We start from the raw sequence: 16,444 nt of genomic DNA, 5'->3' as shown, positions 1-16,444 counted from the left end.
GACGGCTTTCCAGTGGTTCGTTGAGGGCAGGTTTATGGTCAAGGTCGGTATCGTCGGCGGCACGGGGTATACGGGTGTCGAATTGCTGCGTCTGTTGGCTCAGCATCCGCAAGCTGAGGTGGTGGTCATCACCTCTCGATCCGAGGCTGGCCTGGCCGTGGCCGACATGTATCCGAACCTGCGAGGTCACTACGATGGCCTGGCGTTCAGTGTTCCGGATATCAAGACCCTTGGTGCATGTGACGTGGTGTTCTTCGCCACGCCCCACGGTGTGGCCCACGCTCTGGCCGGTGAGTTGCTGGCGGCCGGCACCAAGGTGATCGACCTGTCGGCGGACTTCCGTCTGCAAGACGCCGATGAGTGGGCCAAATGGTACGGCCAACCGCACGGCGCGCCGCAACTGCTGGAAGAGGCGGTGTACGGCTTGCCGGAAGTCAATCGTGAGCAGATCAAGCAGGCGCGCCTTATTGCGGTGCCAGGTTGCTATCCGACCGCGACGCAGCTGGGTTTTCTGCCGTTGCTTGAAGCCGGGCTCGCTGATGCTTCGCGTCTGATCGCAGACTGCAAATCGGGCGTCAGCGGTGCCGGTCGCGGCGCGGCCGTGGGGTCGTTGTACTCCGAGACGTCGGAAAGCATGAAGGCCTACGCGGTAAAAGGTCATCGCCATCTGCCGGAAATTCGCCAGGGGCTGCGCCGTGCCGCCGGTAAGGATGTGGGCCTGACCTTTGTGCCGCACCTGACGCCGATGATCCGTGGTATTCACTCTACGTTGTACGCGACGGTTACCGATCGTTCGGTAGACCTGCAGGCCTTGTTCGAAAAGCGTTATGCGAATGAGCCGTTCGTCGACGTAATGCCGGCCGGCAGCCACCCGGAAACCCGCAGTGTGCGCGGTGCCAATGTCTGCCGTATTGCCGTGCACCGTCCGCAGGATGGTGACCTGGTGGTGGTGTTGTCGGTGATCGATAACTTGGTCAAGGGCGCGTCAGGGCAGGCCGTGCAGAACATGAACATCCTGTTCGGTCTGGACGAAAAGCTTGGCCTGTCCCATGCGGGCATGCTGCCTTAATCCGTATTGATGCTCATGCAAAAGGCCCGTTGATCGGGCCTTTTGTGTTTCTGATAGCGGCGATGCGGATTGATATACCGTAACAATAGTTGACCGCTTTTCTAGGAGAAGCGGATAATGCCCGCCATTACGCATATGGCGGCGCTACGCCGGGAGATTATCAGCATGAGCGTTGAATCCTTCACCCCCACGGCTTTGCAATTCACCCACGGTGCTGCGCACAAGGTGAAGAGCCTGGTCGATGAAGAGGGTAATGATCGCTTGAAGCTGCGCGTGTTCGTTACGGGCGGCGGTTGTTCAGGGTTTCAGTACGGTTTTACCTTCGATGAAGATGTAGCCGACGACGACACCATCGTTGAGCGCGAGGGCGTAAGCCTGGTCGTTGACCCGATGAGTTTCCAGTACTTGGCTGGTGCCGAGGTTGACTATCAGGAAGGTCTGGAGGGGTCGCGTTTTGTGATCAAGAATCCTAATGCCACCACCACTTGTGGTTGCGGGTCTTCGTTCTCGATCTGATCGAAAGGCTGATTCACCCGTAATCAAGAACGCCGCTTGGCTTTGATAGGCCAGGCGGCGTTTTTTTGTGTGGGCTTAGACCGGGTAGATCGCGCCCAGCACCCGTAACCCGCGCGCGCCGGTGACGCTGGGGCGGTTGGCAGCTATGCCGTTGAGGCAACAATGGGCGAGCCAGGCGAACGCCATGGCTTCGACCCAGTCCGGGTCGACGCCATATGCAGCGGTGCTGCTGACTTGGGTGGACGGTAGCAGGGTCGCCAGACGATTCATCAAGGTGCCGTTATGGGCGCCGCCGCCACAGACCAGAAGGGTCTCGGTCGTGGGTTGTGCCGTTTGCAGTGACTCGACGATGGTCTGTGCGGTGAGTTCCAGCAGTGTCGCCTGGACGTCCTGGGCTTGGAACGCTGGCAATTGCCCAAGGTGCTGTCGAAGCCATTGCAGGTTGAACACTTCGCGACCGGTGCTTTTCGGGCCTTTGGTCAGGAAGAACGGATCACTTAGCAACGCATTGAGCAGTTGGGGCTCGACCTTGCCGCTGGCAGCCCATTGGCCATCACGGTCAAAGTGCTCGCCACGTTGCAGATGAATCCAGGCGTCCAGCAGGACATTGCCAGGGCCGCAGTCGAAGCCGGCTACGGGCTTGCCGGTTTCGATAAGGCTGAGGTTGCTGAATCCGCCGACATTCAATACCGCACGATTGCCGGTGCTCTCACCAAACAACGCCTCGTGAAAGGCTGGCACCAGCGGCGCACCCTGGCCGCCTGCTGCGACGTCGCGACTGCGGAAGTCACTGACTACGGTGATGTCCGTCAGCTCGGTGAGCATGGCAGGGTTGCCGATCTGGACGGTAAAGCCGCGGGCCGGTTCGTGGCGGATTGTCTGGCCATGGCTGCCAATCGCACGGATGTCCAGGGGCTTGAGATTGTGCTGTTTCAGCAGTGCTTGAATACCCTGGGCTGCGAGGCTGACCCAGCGCTGCTGGGCCATCGCTGAGCGGGCAATCTCATCCGGGCCGCTGGCGCACAGGCTAAGCAGCTCTGCGCGCAGGGTGTCCGGCATGGGGACGTAATGGGTAGCGATCAGTCTGATCGCCGGGCCTTGTTCGATCAGGGCAATATCCAGCCCATCGAGGCTGGTGCCCGACATCACGCCTATGTAGAGCGACATGGCTTAACGCTTTGCCGAAGCCAGCAGGGTGGAGCGCTCTTGGTCCATGCGAGCCATCAGTGGTTGGCTTTGTTGCATGAAGCGCGCGCGCTCTGCCTTGGCGATTGGGTCGGCCATCGGCAGCTTCTGGCCCAATGGGTCGACGTGCACGCCATTGACCTGGAATTCATAGTGCAAGTGCGGTCCGGTGGACAAGCCAGTTGTGCCGATATAACCAATCACTTGTCCCTGCTTCACATTGCCCCCAGTCTTCACGCCTTTGGCAAAACCTTGCATATGGCCGTACAGGGTGCGGTAGGTATTGCCATGCTGGATGATCACGGTATTACCGTACCCACCGCGGCGTCCGGCCAACAGCACCTTGCCATCACCGGCCGCTTTGATAGGCGTGCCGCGGGGGGCCGCATAATCGACGCCCTTGTGCGCGCGGATTTTGTTCAGAATTGGATGTTTGCGCCCCATTGAGAAGCGCGAGCTAATACGAGCGAAGTCTACCGGGGTGCGGATGAAGGCCTTGCGCATGCTATTGCCATCAGCCGTGTAGTAGCTGCTGTTGCCCTGCTTGTTGGTGTAGCGCACGGCGGTATAGGTCTTGCCACGGTTGGTAAAGCGCGCGGAGAGAATCGCGCCCGTGCCGACCACTTTGCCGTTGGCGACTTTCTGCTCGTAGATTACGTCGAATTCGTCACCCTGACGGATGTCCTGAGCAAAGTCGATGTCGTAGCCAAATACGCTGGCCATGTCCATGGTCATGCTATGGGACAGGCCGGCACGGGCGGCGGATTGGGAAAGCGAGCTGTTGATCACGCCGTGAACGTAGGCGGAGCGTGTAACGGGTTTGGTTGTGACGCGGTTGAAGGCAAAACCTTTGGCACCTTTGGTCAGGGAGATGCTTTCGAGGTCACTGACGCTGCTATGCAGGGTGCTCAACTGACCGTCTGGTGTCAGTTCGAACTCAAGCTTCTGGCCGTGCTTGAGCTGGGTGAATTGCTTGGCTTGTTTGTCACTGGCCAGTACTTCATTAACCGTAGCGGGGGGCAGGCCGACCTTTTCGAACAGGGTCGAGAGCGTGTCGCCCTTGGCCACTATCACTTCGCGGTGCTGAGGGTTCCTGGCCACATCTACTGTAGGTTTTGGCTGGTCCTGAACGGCTTGCTGGGTGTCTTCGGGCGAGCTGTCTATCTGAGCAAACGGTGATTCAGCTGGTGCAGTTGTGGCTTGTTGTGCGTCGGAAGCGTCTTGGTCTTGTGTCAGTTGTTCAACTGGACTTTCCAGGTCAAGGCTCAAAGATGTTCGTTTGGCTTCTACGTCACTGGAAGGGAATACCAGGAGTGCCAGGCTAAGAAGGGCGGCGATACCACTTGCGGCGAGCAGGTGGGTCTTCGGGTAAAGCGGCGGCGCTTTAGACGGTTCAGTGGTCATAGGTAATTTGACTTTGAAGATGAAATGGAAAAGATGAATGACATGATGAAGATGAAATAACTGTATAAAATATAACCAAATCATCTGTGGCGCAAGCTCGCGAACGCTGGGCTTGCTGAACGGTGTCCGTGCGCAGGGCAAAACTTGTAATTAGTCCCTGATCTTGTATGGTTGGTTCCCTTTTGAATCTGAGCCTTGCGGGTCTGTTATGAAGTCGGTTGAAGAGCAGCTAGCGCTGATAAAACGTGGTGCGGAAGAACTGTTGGTCGAGGCCGAGCTGATCGAAAAGCTCAAGCGTGGCCAGCCCCTGCGTATTAAGGCTGGCTTTGATCCGACGGCGCCGGATCTGCACCTGGGTCATACCGTGCTTATTAATAAGCTGCGCCAGTTTCAGGAGCTGGGGCATCAGGTCATCTTCCTTATAGGTGACTTTACCGGGATGATCGGCGACCCGAGCGGCAAAAGCGCGACGCGTCCGCCATTGACGCGTGAGGAGGTGCTCGATAACGCGGAGACTTACAAGACCCAGGTGTTCAAGATTCTTGATCCCGCCAAGACTGAGGTGGCGTTCAACTCTACCTGGATGGATCAGATGGGGCCGGCTGATTTCATTCGCCTGACATCCCAGTACACGGTGGCGCGTATGCTTGAGCGTGATGATTTCGACAAGCGCTACTCCACCAACCAGCCGATCGCTATTCACGAGTTCCTTTATCCATTGGTTCAAGGGTATGACTCGGTGGCGCTGCGGGCGGACGTTGAGTTGGGTGGTACTGATCAGAAATTTAACCTGTTGATGGGGCGGGAGTTGCAGCGTGCGTATGGTCAGGAAGCGCAGTGCATTCTGACCATGCCATTGCTGGAGGGCTTGGATGGAGTCAAGAAAATGTCCAAGTCCCTGGGCAACTATGTGGGCATCCAGGAGGCGCCGGGTGTTATGTACGGCAAGCTCGTCTCCATTCCTGATGCTTTGATGTGGCGGTACTTCGAACTGCTGAGCTTCCGCTCGATGGACGAAATCAATGCTTTGCGCGCAGATGTTGAGGCGGGCGTCAATCCGCGTGATGTGAAGATCAAGCTGGCGGAAGAGATCGTTGCGCGCTTCCATGGTGACGAGGCGGCAGCCAATGCGCATCGCGCTGCAGGCAATCGCATGAAGGATGGTGAGTTGCCGGACGATCTGCCGGAAATTGAGCTGAGTGCTGCCGAGGCGATGCCAATCGCTGCTGTCCTTAATAAGGCGGGCCTGGTTAAGAATTCGGCGGTTGCGCGCGACCTTCTTGGTTCTGGCGGTGTGCGTATAGATGGTGAGGTTGTTGATCGCACTTTTATATACGAGCTGGGCGCGACTCACGTTTGTCAGGCGGGTAAGAAGGCATTTGCGCGTATTACGCTCAAATCTGAATAAGTGCTCAAATAGAGGTTGACGGCGAATTATATCTGTCTATAATTCGCCCCACTTCCGGCGCAGTCGAAACGGAAAACTCTTTGGTAAACAATGAGTTAAGCGATTTTCGGCAGTAGGTTGCTTCAGTTCATCGAAGCCAAAAGGAAGTTGAGAAAGGGGTGTTGACAGCAGCGTGTAACGCTGTAGAATTCGCCTCCCGCTGAAGAGAGATCTGAAGCGCAAGTGGTTGAAGTTGTTGAAGAAATCTTCGAAAGCTTCTGAAAATAATCACTTGACAGCAAATGAGGCTGCTGTAGAATGCGCGCCTCGGTTGAGACGAAAGCTCTTAACCAACCGCTCTTTAACAACTGAATCAAGCAATTCGTGTGGGTGCTTGTGGAGTCAGACTGATAGTCAACAAGATTATCAGCATCACAAGTTACTCCGCGAGAAATCAAAGATGTAACCAACGATTGCTGAGCCAAGTTTAGGGTTTCTTAAAAACCCAAAGATGTTTGAACTGAAGAGTTTGATCATGGCTCAGATTGAACGCTGGCGGCAGGCCTAACACATGCAAGTCGAGCGGTAGAGAGAAGCTTGCTTCTCTTGAGAGCGGCGGACGGGTGAGTAATGCCTAGGAATCTGCCTGGTAGTGGGGGATAACGTTCGGAAACGGACGCTAATACCGCATACGTCCTACGGGAGAAAGCAGGGGACCTTCGGGCCTTGCGCTATCAGATGAGCCTAGGTCGGATTAGCTAGTTGGTGAGGTAATGGCTCACCAAGGCGACGATCCGTAACTGGTCTGAGAGGATGATCAGTCACACTGGAACTGAGACACGGTCCAGACTCCTACGGGAGGCAGCAGTGGGGAATATTGGACAATGGGCGAAAGCCTGATCCAGCCATGCCGCGTGTGTGAAGAAGGTCTTCGGATTGTAAAGCACTTTAAGTTGGGAGGAAGGGCAGTTACCTAATACGTGATTGTTTTGACGTTACCGACAGAATAAGCACCGGCTAACTCTGTGCCAGCAGCCGCGGTAATACAGAGGGTGCAAGCGTTAATCGGAATTACTGGGCGTAAAGCGCGCGTAGGTGGTTTGTTAAGTTGGATGTGAAATCCCCGGGCTCAACCTGGGAACTGCATTCAAAACTGACTGACTAGAGTGTGGTAGAGGGTGGTGGAATTTCCTGTGTAGCGGTGAAATGCGTAGATATAGGAAGGAACACCAGTGGCGAAGGCGACCACCTGGACCAACACTGACACTGAGGTGCGAAAGCGTGGGGAGCAAACAGGATTAGATACCCTGGTAGTCCACGCCGTAAACGATGTCAACTAGCCGTTGGGAGCCTTGAGCTCTTAGTGGCGCAGCTAACGCATTAAGTTGACCGCCTGGGGAGTACGGCCGCAAGGTTAAAACTCAAATGAATTGACGGGGGCCCGCACAAGCGGTGGAGCATGTGGTTTAATTCGAAGCAACGCGAAGAACCTTACCAGGCCTTGACATCCAATGAACTTTCTAGAGATAGATTGGTGCCTTCGGGAACATTGAGACAGGTGCTGCATGGCTGTCGTCAGCTCGTGTCGTGAGATGTTGGGTTAAGTCCCGTAACGAGCGCAACCCTTGTCCTTAGTTACCAGCACGTAATGGTGGGCACTCTAAGGAGACTGCCGGTGACAAACCGGAGGAAGGTGGGGATGACGTCAAGTCATCATGGCCCTTACGGCCTGGGCTACACACGTGCTACAATGGTCGGTACAGAGGGTTGCCAAGCCGCGAGGTGGAGCTAATCCCACAAAACCGATCGTAGTCCGGATCGCAGTCTGCAACTCGACTGCGTGAAGTCGGAATCGCTAGTAATCGCGAATCAGAATGTCGCGGTGAATACGTTCCCGGGCCTTGTACACACCGCCCGTCACACCATGGGAGTGGGTTGCACCAGAAGTAGCTAGTCTAACCTTCGGGAGGACGGTTACCACGGTGTGATTCATGACTGGGGTGAAGTCGTAACAAGGTAGCCGTAGGGGAACCTGCGGCTGGATCACCTCCTTAATCGACGACATCAGCTGCTCCATAAGTTCCCACACGAATTGCTTGATTCATTGAAGAAGACGATAAGAAGCAGCCCGAAATTGGGTCTGTAGCTCAGTTGGTTAGAGCGCACCCCTGATAAGGGTGAGGTCGGCAGTTCGAATCTGCCCAGACCCACCAATTTTGTGTGGGAAACGCCTGTAGAAATATGGGGCCATAGCTCAGCTGGGAGAGCGCCTGCCTTGCACGCAGGAGGTCAACGGTTCGATCCCGTTTGGCTCCACCACTACTGCTTCTGACGTACGAAAGCTTAGAAATGAGCATTCCATTGTGATGATGGTGAATGTTGATTTCTAGTCTTTGACTAGATCGTTCTTTAAAAATTTGGGTATGTGATAGAAAGATAGACTGAACGTTACTTTCACTGGTAACGGATCAGGCTAAGGTAAAATTTGTGATTCATTACAAATTTTCGGCGAATGTTGTCTTCACAGTATAACCAGATTGCTTGGGGTTATATGGTCAAGTGAAGAAGCGCATACGGTGGATGCCTTGGCAGTCAGAGGCGATGAAAGACGTGGTAGCCTGCGAAAAGCTTCGGGGAGTCGGCAAACAGACTTTGATCCGGAGATGTCTGAATGGGGGAACCCAGCCATCATAAGATGGTTATCTTGTACTGAATACATAGGTGCAAGAGGCGAACCAGGGGAACTGAAACATCTAAGTACCCTGAGGAAAAGAAATCAACCGAGATTCCCTTAGTAGTGGCGAGCGAACGGGGACTAGCCCTTAAGTGGCTTTGAGATTAGCGGAACGCTCTGGAAAGTGCGGCCATAGTGGGTGATAGCCCTGTACGCGAAAATCTCTTAGTCATGAAATCGAGTAGGACGGAGCACGAGAAACTTTGTCTGAATATGGGGGGACCATCCTCCAAGGCTAAATACTACTGACTGACCGATAGTGAACTAGTACCGTGAGGGAAAGGCGAAAAGAACCCCGGAGAGGGGAGTGAAATAGATCCTGAAACCGTATGCGTACAAGCAGTGGGAGCCCACTTTGTTGGGTGACTGCGTACCTTTTGTATAATGGGTCAGCGACTTATTTTCAGTGGCGAGCTTAACCGAATAGGGGAGGCGTAGCGAAAGCGAGTCTTAATAGGGCGTCTAGTCGCTGGGAATAGACCCGAAACCGGGCGATCTATCCATGGGCAGGTTGAAGGTTGGGTAACACTAACTGGAGGACCGAACCGACTACCGTTGAAAAGTTAGCGGATGACCTGTGGATCGGAGTGAAAGGCTAATCAAGCTCGGAGATAGCTGGTTCTCCTCGAAAGCTATTTAGGTAGCGCCTCATGTATCACTGTAGGGGGTAGAGCACTGTTTCGGCTAGGGGGTCATCCCGACTTACCAAACCGATGCAAACTCCGAATACCTACAAGTGCCGAGCATGGGAGACACACGGCGGGTGCTAACGTCCGTCGTGAAAAGGGAAACAACCCAGACCGTCAGCTAAGGTCCCAAAGTTATGGTTAAGTGGGAAACGATGTGGGAAGGCTTAGACAGCTAGGAGGTTGGCTTAGAAGCAGCCACCCTTTAAAGAAAGCGTAATAGCTCACTAGTCGAGTCGGCCTGCGCGGAAGATGTAACGGGGCTCAAACCATACACCGAAGCTACGGGTATCACGTAAGTGATGCGGTAGAGGAGCGTTCTGTAAGCCTGTGAAGGTGAGTTGAGAAGCTTGCTGGAGGTATCAGAAGTGCGAATGCTGACATGAGTAACGACAATGGGTGTGAAAAACACCCACGCCGAAAGACCAAGGTTTCCTGCGCAACGTTAATCGACGCAGGGTTAGTCGGTCCCTAAGGCGAGGCTGAAAAGCGTAGTCGATGGAAAACAGGTTAATATTCCTGTACTTCTGGTTATTGCGATGGAGGGACGGAGAAGGCTAGGCCAGCTTGGCGTTGGTTGTCCAAGTTTAAGGTGGTAGGCTGGAATCTTAGGTAAATCCGGGATTCTAAGGCCGAGAGCTGATGACGAGTTAACTTTTAGTTAACGAAGTGGTTGATGCCATGCTTCCAAGAAAAGCTTCTAAGCTTCAGGTAACCAGGAACCGTACCCCAAACCGACACAGGTGGTTGGGTAGAGAATACCAAGGCGCTTGAGAGAACTCGGGTGAAGGAACTAGGCAAAATGGCACCGTAACTTCGGGAGAAGGTGCGCCGGTGAGGGTGAAGGACTTGCTCCGTAAGCTCATGCCGGTCGAAGATACCAGGCCGCTGCGACTGTTTATTAAAAACACAGCACTCTGCAAACACGAAAGTGGACGTATAGGGTGTGACGCCTGCCCGGTGCCGGAAGGTTAATTGATGGGGTTAGCTAACGCGAAGCTCTTGATCGAAGCCCCGGTAAACGGCGGCCGTAACTATAACGGTCCTAAGGTAGCGAAATTCCTTGTCGGGTAAGTTCCGACCTGCACGAATGGCGTAACGATGGCGGCGCTGTCTCCACCCGAGACTCAGTGAAATTGAAATCGCTGTGAAGATGCAGTGTATCCGCGGCTAGACGGAAAGACCCCGTGAACCTTTACTATAGCTTTGCACTGGACTTTGAATTTGCTTGTGTAGGATAGGTGGGAGGCTTTGAAGCGTGGACGCCAGTTCGCGTGGAGCCAACCTTGAAATACCACCCTGGCAACTTTGAGGTTCTAACTCAGGTCCGTTATCCGGATCGAGGACAGTGTATGGTGGGTAGTTTGACTGGGGCGGTCTCCTCCTAAAGAGTAACGGAGGAGTACGAAGGTGCGCTCAGACCGGTCGGAAATCGGTCGTAGAGTATAAAGGCAAAAGCGCGCTTGACTGCGAGACAGACACGTCGAGCAGGTACGAAAGTAGGTCTTAGTGATCCGGTGGTTCTGTATGGAAGGGCCATCGCTCAACGGATAAAAGGTACTCCGGGGATAACAGGCTGATACCGCCCAAGAGTTCATATCGACGGCGGTGTTTGGCACCTCGATGTCGGCTCATCACATCCTGGGGCTGAAGCCGGTCCCAAGGGTATGGCTGTTCGCCATTTAAAGTGGTACGCGAGCTGGGTTTAGAACGTCGTGAGACAGTTCGGTCCTATCTGCCGTGGACGTTTGAGATTTGAGAGGGGCTGCTCCTAGTACGAGAGGACCGGAGTGGACGAACCTCTGGTGTTCCGGTTGTCACGCCAGTGGCATTGCCGGGTAGCTATGTTCGGAATAGATAACCGCTGAAAGCATCTAAGCGGGAAACTAGCCTCAAGATGAGATCTCACTGGAACCTTGAGTTCCCTGAAGGGCCGTCGAAGACTACGACGTTGATAGGTTGGGTGTGTAAGCGCTGTGAGGCGTTGAGCTAACCAATACTAATTGCCCGTGAGGCTTGACCATATAACACCCAAGCAATTTGAGAACCTGAAAGGGCATCAGATTGCGGTGTGTGAAGACGAGACGAACCGAAAGTTTGTAGATCGCAAAACACCGAAGGCTGTCACATACCCGATTTGCTGAAGCGAGGCCGTTTGGTCACGAGTCAGTACCCGAATTTCTTGACGACCATAGAGCATTGGAACCACCTGATCCCATCCCGAACTCAGTAGTGAAACGATGCATCGCCGATGGTAGTGTGGGGTTTCCCCATGTGAGAGTAGGTCATCGTCAAGATTAAATTCCAGAACCCCTGTTTGCTCACGCAGACAGGGGTTTTGTTTTGGGCGCTCGGAAAGTACGGGGAGGCTTATTGATGGGCTGAAGTGTACCCTTTCTATGCAATGGCCCTGCGCATGGCTATCATGCGTGCCTCATTGTGAGGCGATACCTGCATGCTGAAGCTGTTAAAACTTCTAAAAGATGGACGATTTCATTCCGGTGAGGCCCTAGGTGCTGCCTTGGGGGTGAGTCGTAGTGCTGTATGGAAGCAGCTCCAGCATCTTGAGGGGGAATTAAATCTACCTATTCATAAAGTTCGGGGTAAAGGATATCAGCTCGCTGCGCCTCTGTTTTTGCTGGATGCTGAAGAGATAGGCGCAAATGCGCCGTCGTTGGCATGGCCTATTCATATATTCGACTCTATCGACTCTACAAATGCTGAGGCTCTAAGGCTGATAGGCGGTGCGTGCAATACGCCGTTTTTGGTGCTCGCTGAGCAGCAGAGTGCGGGGCGTGGCAGGCGCGGCCGCAAGTGGGTAAGCCCATTTGCTCAGAATATCTATTACAGCCTTGTGTTGCGCATTGAGGGTGGTTTACGGCAGTTGGAGGGGCTCAGCCTGGTTGTCGGATTGGCAGTCATGCAGACCTTGCAAAATGCAGGTGTACAGAATGCTGGCTTGAAATGGCCAAACGACGTCCTGGTGGGTCCGAAAAAAATCGCAGGCATCCTGCTGGAATTAGTCGGAGATCCTGCGGATATTTGTCACGTAGTACTCGGTATCGGCATAAACGTAAATATGCAAAGTGCAGCAGATGTCGACCAGCAATGGACTTCGGTGCATCTTGAGACTGGAGCGTCTATCAATCGTAATTGCTTGGTGGCACAGCTAGGGATGCAGTTGCAGCATTACCTGGAAAGGCATCGAGCATTTGGCTTTTCCGCCCTCCAGCAGGAGTGGGAGTCGAGTCACCTTTGGCGGGGGCGAGCAGTTTCTCTTATTGCTGGAGTCAATCAGGTTGATGGCGTAGTGCTGGGTATAGACAGTCAGGGCGCGTTACGTTTGGGTGTGAGCGGAGTGGAGAAAATATACAGCGGTGGTGAGCTAAGCCTGAGGTTGCGTGATGATTCTTGAGCTCGACTGTGGGAATAGCTTTATAAAATGGCGAGTACTGGATTCCGTCACAGTAATAACTTTTGCGGAAGGTGTCGCGAGCTCGGATGAGGTCTTGATTCAAAGCCTTGTAGCGCTTCCAGGCTTGTCGCTGGTGCACTGCAGGCTCGTGAGTGTTCGCGCATCAGAGGAGACTGAGGCGCTGGTGTCGGCTCTTGTAAGGGCGTTCGGTGTTGCGGTCTCCTGCGCTGCGCCTGCTAAGGAACTGGCAGGGGTACGCAATGGTTATGAGGATTTCGAGCGACTGGGTCTTGATCGCTGGCTGGCGGTGTTGGGTGGGTACAAGTTAGCGGCCCGCGCGTGCCTCGTTCTGGATTTCGGCACTGCCGCGACTGCTGATTTCGTTGCCGCCGACGGTGAGCACCTGGGTGGTTTCATTTGCCCAGGTATGCCTCTTATGCGCAGTCAGCTACGAACACATACGCGTAAGATTCGTTATGACGATGCGGCTGCAGAGCGCGCTCTGGAAGGTTTCTCGCCGGGGCGTACAACGGTAGAGGCGGTTGAGCGTGGGTGTATGCTTATGCTTAGAGGGTTTGTGTTCACTCAGTTGGAGCTGGCTCGTAGCTATTGGGGGAGTGAATTTACAGTCTTCCTGACCGGGGGGGATGCAGATTTGATCTCGGATGCTGTGCCGCAGGCTCTGCTCGTTCCCGATCTGGTGTTTGTTGGTCTTGCGATAGCGTGCCCTTTGTCTTGAGGTATTTATGCGTTGGTTGTTTTTGTTATTGCTCGTCCTCAACGCCTTTTACTACGTTTGGCATCAGCAAGAGGCGCCATTGCGCGCCAAGGACGTAACGCCTCTTAGTCTATATCGAGGCGCTCAGCAAGATATTCGCCTCCTGAGCGAATCTTCTGACGCCGCTGTGCGAAGAGATCGGCTGAAAGTCACGGATGCACAAAGTACGTGTTTGTACATAGGTGGCTTTGCTGATCTGCATCAGGCTCAAATGGTCGAGCAGCGCCTCACTAGCTTGGATATAAAGGTCAAGGTCCAGTTACTGAGCGTCGCTGACGTGTCGGGTTACTGGCTTCGAGTGGCCCCAGAAAGCCGGCGTCTGGCCGAAGATCTGTCCTTTGAAAACCTTGCTAAGGAATTCAATGAGTTAAAACATAAAATAATGCTGTGTGAAGGCATTGCAACTGTCGAATAGTTTGCATAGAATGGCGCCCGCTTCGCAGTGAAGACCTTTAAGGTTAACGCAGCGGAGCAACCGTCAATGCAGCTAACCTCATAATTTAAATGAGAAAATGCTTGACAGAAGGCTGGCATGATATAGAATGCCGGCTCGCTTAGGAGGGGTTCCCGAGCGGCCAAAGGGATCAGACTGTAAATCTGACGTCTACGACTTCGAAGGTTCGAATCCTTCCCCCTCCACCATTTTAGCGTGAGCTGCAAGCTCCGCGGGTATAGTTTAGTGGTAGAACCTCAGCCTTCCAAGCTGATGATGCGGGTTCGATTCCCGCTACCCGCTCCAAGTTTGCAGGTTGTGCACGGTGTTTTGCTCTTGTAGCTCAGTTGGTAGAGCACACCCTTGGTAAGGGTGAGGTCAGCGGTTCAAATCCGCTCAAGAGCTCCATATGACAAGGCAGATATGAAAATATCTGCCTTTGTTTTAACAGCTGCCTCGGCTTGAAGGTTGTTGATTGATTTCAGGTCTTGTGGGGTTGGTTGTTGTAAAGTCTTTTTCAGGCCTGCATAATGGTCGGCCTGATTTTGTTTTAGGTCAGTAGCTCAATTGGCAGAGCGACGGTCTCCAAAACCGTAGGTTGGGGGTTCGATTCCCTCCTGACCTGCCAGATTCACGTGGTGTATCTGGCTTTCTTTTCACAGGATCTTCATAGATGACTCCTAAGGCTGAAGCTCAAAGCTCTCGTTTCGATCTGTTTAAGTGGCTCGCTGTGGTCGCCTTGGTGGTCGTAGGCGTTGTTGGCAATCAGTACTATTCTGCTTCGCCGATCCTGTACCGTGTTCTTGCTTTGCTGGCTCTTGCTGCTGTGGCTGCTTTTGTGGGTCTGCAGACTGCCAAGGGCAAGTCTTTCGCGGTCTTGGTAAAGGAAGCTCGCACCGAAATCCGTAAAGTCGTTTGGCCGACTCGCCAAGAAACCACTCAGACCACATTGATCGTAGTGGCTGTTGTTTTGGTTATGGCGTTGCTGTTGTGGGGGCTTGACTCCCTGCTCGGCTGGCTTGTTTCCTTGATTGTTGGCTAAGGGTGTCCCGTGGCTAAGCGTTGGTACGTTGTGCATGCTTACTCGGGTTACGAGAAGCATGTTATGCGCTCTTTGCTGGAGCGCGTAAAGCTGGCAGGCATGGAAGATGGCTTCGGCGAAATTCTGGTTCCCACTGAAGAAGTGGTTGAAATGCGGAATGGGCAGAAGCGTAAAAGCGAACGCAAGTTCTTCCCTGGCTACGTGCTGGTACAGATGGATATGAACGAAGGTACTTGGCACTTAGTCAAGGATACCCCTCGTGTCATGGGCTTCATTGGTGGTACTGCTGATAAGCCTGCTCCGATCACTGACAAAGAGGCGGAAGCAATTCTGCGTCGTGTTGCTGATGGCAGCGATAAGCCTAAGCCGAAGACGTTGTTCGAGCCGGGTGAGGTTGTTCGTGTCACTGACGGTCCGTTTGCTGATTTTAACGGCACTGTCGAAGAAGTTAACTACGAAAAGAGTCGGATCCAAGTGGCAGTGCTCATTTTCGGTCGCTCTACCCCGGTAGAGTTAGAGTTCAGTCAGGTCGAAAAGGTCTAGCTGGGCAAGCATCCCAACCCCGCAGCCCTAGGCTGTGGGGTTTTGTCGTCACTGGGATAAACGCGCAAGTAACCGGGGAGCCTTTCGAGGCGTTTGAACCCGTAATTGGAGTGCCTCATGGCCAAGAAGATTACCGCTTACATCAAGCTGCAAGTGAAGGCCGCTCAGGCCAACCCAAGTCCACCTGTTGGTCCCGCTCTGGGTCAGCATGGCGTGAATATCATGGAATTCTGCAAGGCATTCAACGCCCGTACTCAGGGTCTTGAGCCAGGTCTGCCGACTCCAGTGATCATCACTGTATACAGCGACCGTAGCTTCACTTTCGAAACCAAGTCGACTCCGGCCTCGGTTTTGCTGAAGAAAGCTGCTGGTCTGACTAGCGGTTCCGCTCGTCCTAACACCGTTAAGGTTGGTACCGTGACTCGTGCTCAGCTGGAAGAAATCGCGAAAACCAAAAACGCGGATCTGACTGCAGCTGATATGGATGCAGCCGTGCGTACCATCGCCGGTTCTGCTCGTAGCATGGGCCTTAACGTGGAGGGTGTGTAATGGCTAAGCTGACTAAGCGTCAAAAGGCTATCGCCGGCAAAATCGAAGCGGGCAAGTCCTACAACTTTGTAGACGCTGCTGCTCTGCTGACCGAGCTGTCGACTGTCAAGTTCAGCGAGTCCGTTGACGTTGCTGTGAACCTGGGTGTTGATCCACGTAAATCCGACCAAGTCGTTCGTAGCGCTACTGTGCTGCCACACGGTACTGGCAAGACTGTACGTGTTGCTGTCTTCACCCAAGGCCCGGCAGCTGAAGCTGCTCTGGCCGCTGGCGCTGATCGCGTTGGTATGGATGACCTGGCTGCCGAAATGAAAGGCGGCGACCTGAACTATGACGTGGTTATTGCTTCCCCGGATGCAATGCGCGTTGTTGGTCAGCTGGGTCAGATCCTGGGTCCACGTGGCCTGATGCCTAACCCGAAAGTCGGTACCGTAACCCCAGACGTGGCTACCGCGGTTAAAAACGCCAAGGCCGGTCAGGTTCGTTATCGCACCGACAAAAACGGCATCATTCACACCTCCGTTGGCAAAGTCGGCTTTGATGCTGTCAAGCTGAAGGAAAACGTTGAAGCCCTGATCGCTGATCTGAAGCGCATCAAGCCAGCTTCCTCGAAAGGTATCTACGTCAAGCGCGTTACCCTGAGCACCACTATGGGCCCAGGCCTGGTGATCGACCAAGGTTCGCTGGACGTATAAAACACAGA

12 protein-coding genes, 6 tRNA genes and 3 rRNA genes are annotated in these 16,444 nt (G+C 53.9%); 19 read left to right on the top strand and 2 right to left on the bottom strand.

Annotation, left to right across the window (positions count from 1 at the left end):
• The first annotated feature begins 34 nt into the window (after positions 1-34).
• Together argC and erpA are read left to right on the top strand one after the other, a co-directional pair.
• Positions 35-1,069, top strand: coding sequence for an N-acetyl-gamma-glutamyl-phosphate reductase (argC, locus tag PSH59_RS23305; protein WP_057013901.1), 1,035 nt, complete (start codon positions 35-37; stop codon positions 1,067-1,069).
• A 165-nt stretch (positions 1,070-1,234) separates the two neighbouring features.
• On the top strand, positions 1,235-1,585 hold the full coding sequence (gene erpA / locus PSH59_RS23300) for an iron-sulfur cluster insertion protein ErpA (protein ID WP_003176443.1): 351 nt from the start codon (positions 1,235-1,237) through the stop codon (positions 1,583-1,585).
• Between the two features lie 75 nt (positions 1,586-1,660).
• Here erpA and PSH59_RS23295 read toward each other — a convergent pair whose 3' ends face one another.
• The gene (locus PSH59_RS23295) at positions 1,661-2,752 is read right to left on the bottom strand and encodes an anhydro-N-acetylmuramic acid kinase (RefSeq protein WP_305393757.1); all 1,092 of its coding nucleotides are present in this window, start codon (positions 2,750-2,752) and stop codon (positions 1,661-1,663) included.
• Between the two features lie 3 nt (positions 2,753-2,755).
• A complete protein-coding gene (locus tag PSH59_RS23290) occupies positions 2,756-4,174 on the bottom strand; it encodes a peptidoglycan DD-metalloendopeptidase family protein (protein ID WP_305395326.1) in 1,419 nt (472 codons plus the stop codon).
• Between the two features lie 208 nt (positions 4,175-4,382).
• Here PSH59_RS23290 and tyrS point away from each other — a divergent pair, with 208 nt between their 5' ends.
• The 17 genes from tyrS to rplA all read left to right on the top strand — a co-directional run bounded on the left by tyrS (position 4,383) and on the right by rplA (position 16,436).
• On the top strand, positions 4,383-5,582 hold the full coding sequence (gene tyrS, locus PSH59_RS23285; RefSeq protein ID WP_305393756.1) for a tyrosine--tRNA ligase: 1,200 nt from the start codon (positions 4,383-4,385) through the stop codon (positions 5,580-5,582).
• Positions 5,583-6,078: 496 nt separating this feature from the next.
• A 16S ribosomal RNA gene (locus PSH59_RS23280) occupies positions 6,079-7,615 on the top strand.
• A gap of 82 nt (positions 7,616-7,697) precedes the next feature.
• Positions 7,698-7,774 (top strand) — tRNA-Ile (locus PSH59_RS23275).
• 30 nt (positions 7,775-7,804) lie between these two features.
• A tRNA-Ala gene (locus PSH59_RS23270) sits at positions 7,805-7,880 on the top strand.
• 234 nt (positions 7,881-8,114) lie between these two features.
• Positions 8,115-11,005, top strand: a 23S ribosomal RNA gene (locus PSH59_RS23265).
• Positions 11,006-11,162: 157 nt separating this feature from the next.
• Positions 11,163-11,278 (top strand): 5S ribosomal RNA (rrf, locus tag PSH59_RS23260).
• Together the 16S, 23S and 5S rRNA genes with 2 tRNA genes alongside form the textbook arrangement of a ribosomal RNA operon.
• A 158-nt stretch (positions 11,279-11,436) precedes the next feature.
• Complete coding sequence (birA, locus tag PSH59_RS23255) at positions 11,437-12,396, top strand: bifunctional biotin--[acetyl-CoA-carboxylase] ligase/biotin operon repressor BirA (protein ID WP_305393755.1); 960 nt, start codon at positions 11,437-11,439, stop codon at positions 12,394-12,396.
• The gene (locus PSH59_RS23250; protein WP_305393754.1) at positions 12,386-13,135 is read left to right on the top strand and encodes a pantothenate kinase; all 750 of its coding nucleotides are present in this window, start codon (positions 12,386-12,388) and stop codon (positions 13,133-13,135) included. Before birA ends, PSH59_RS23250 begins: the two co-directional genes overlap by 11 nt.
• Positions 13,136-13,142: 7 nt before the next feature.
• Positions 13,143-13,589: a hypothetical protein gene (locus PSH59_RS23245; protein WP_305393753.1), complete on the top strand. Its 447-nt coding sequence runs from the start codon at positions 13,143-13,145 to the stop codon at positions 13,587-13,589.
• Between the two features lie 142 nt (positions 13,590-13,731).
• Positions 13,732-13,816: transfer RNA gene (locus tag PSH59_RS23240), tRNA-Tyr, on the top strand.
• 23 nt (positions 13,817-13,839) lie between these two features.
• Positions 13,840-13,913 (top strand) — tRNA-Gly (locus tag PSH59_RS23235).
• A 26-nt stretch (positions 13,914-13,939) separates the two neighbouring features.
• A tRNA-Thr gene (locus tag PSH59_RS23230) sits at positions 13,940-14,015 on the top strand.
• Between the two features lie 144 nt (positions 14,016-14,159).
• A tRNA-Trp gene (locus PSH59_RS23225) sits at positions 14,160-14,235 on the top strand.
• 45 nt (positions 14,236-14,280) lie between these two features.
• Entirely contained in the window at positions 14,281-14,649 is a 369-nt protein-coding gene (secE, locus tag PSH59_RS23220; RefSeq protein ID WP_005791990.1) for a preprotein translocase subunit SecE, read from the top strand.
• Between the two features lie 9 nt (positions 14,650-14,658).
• A complete protein-coding gene (nusG, locus tag PSH59_RS23215; RefSeq protein ID WP_003176436.1) occupies positions 14,659-15,192 on the top strand; it encodes a transcription termination/antitermination protein NusG in 534 nt (177 codons plus the stop codon).
• 117 nt (positions 15,193-15,309) lie between these two features.
• Positions 15,310-15,741 carry a 50S ribosomal protein L11 gene (rplK, locus tag PSH59_RS23210; RefSeq protein WP_003176435.1) on the top strand — a complete coding sequence of 144 codons (432 nt, stop codon included), beginning with the start codon at positions 15,310-15,312 and terminating at the stop codon, positions 15,739-15,741.
• Entirely contained in the window at positions 15,741-16,436 is a 696-nt protein-coding gene (gene rplA / locus PSH59_RS23205) for a 50S ribosomal protein L1 (protein WP_003176434.1), read from the top strand. The genes rplK and rplA overlap by 1 nt, the downstream gene beginning before the upstream one ends.
• Positions 16,437-16,444 lie beyond the last annotated feature (8 nt).

The organism is Pseudomonas sp. FP2309 (assembly GCF_030687575.1).
Lineage (GTDB): Bacteria > Pseudomonadota > Gammaproteobacteria > Pseudomonadales > Pseudomonadaceae > Aquipseudomonas.
The sequence above is the reverse complement of the archived record's forward strand: the minus strand, read 5'-3'. Positions and strand labels throughout refer to the sequence as shown.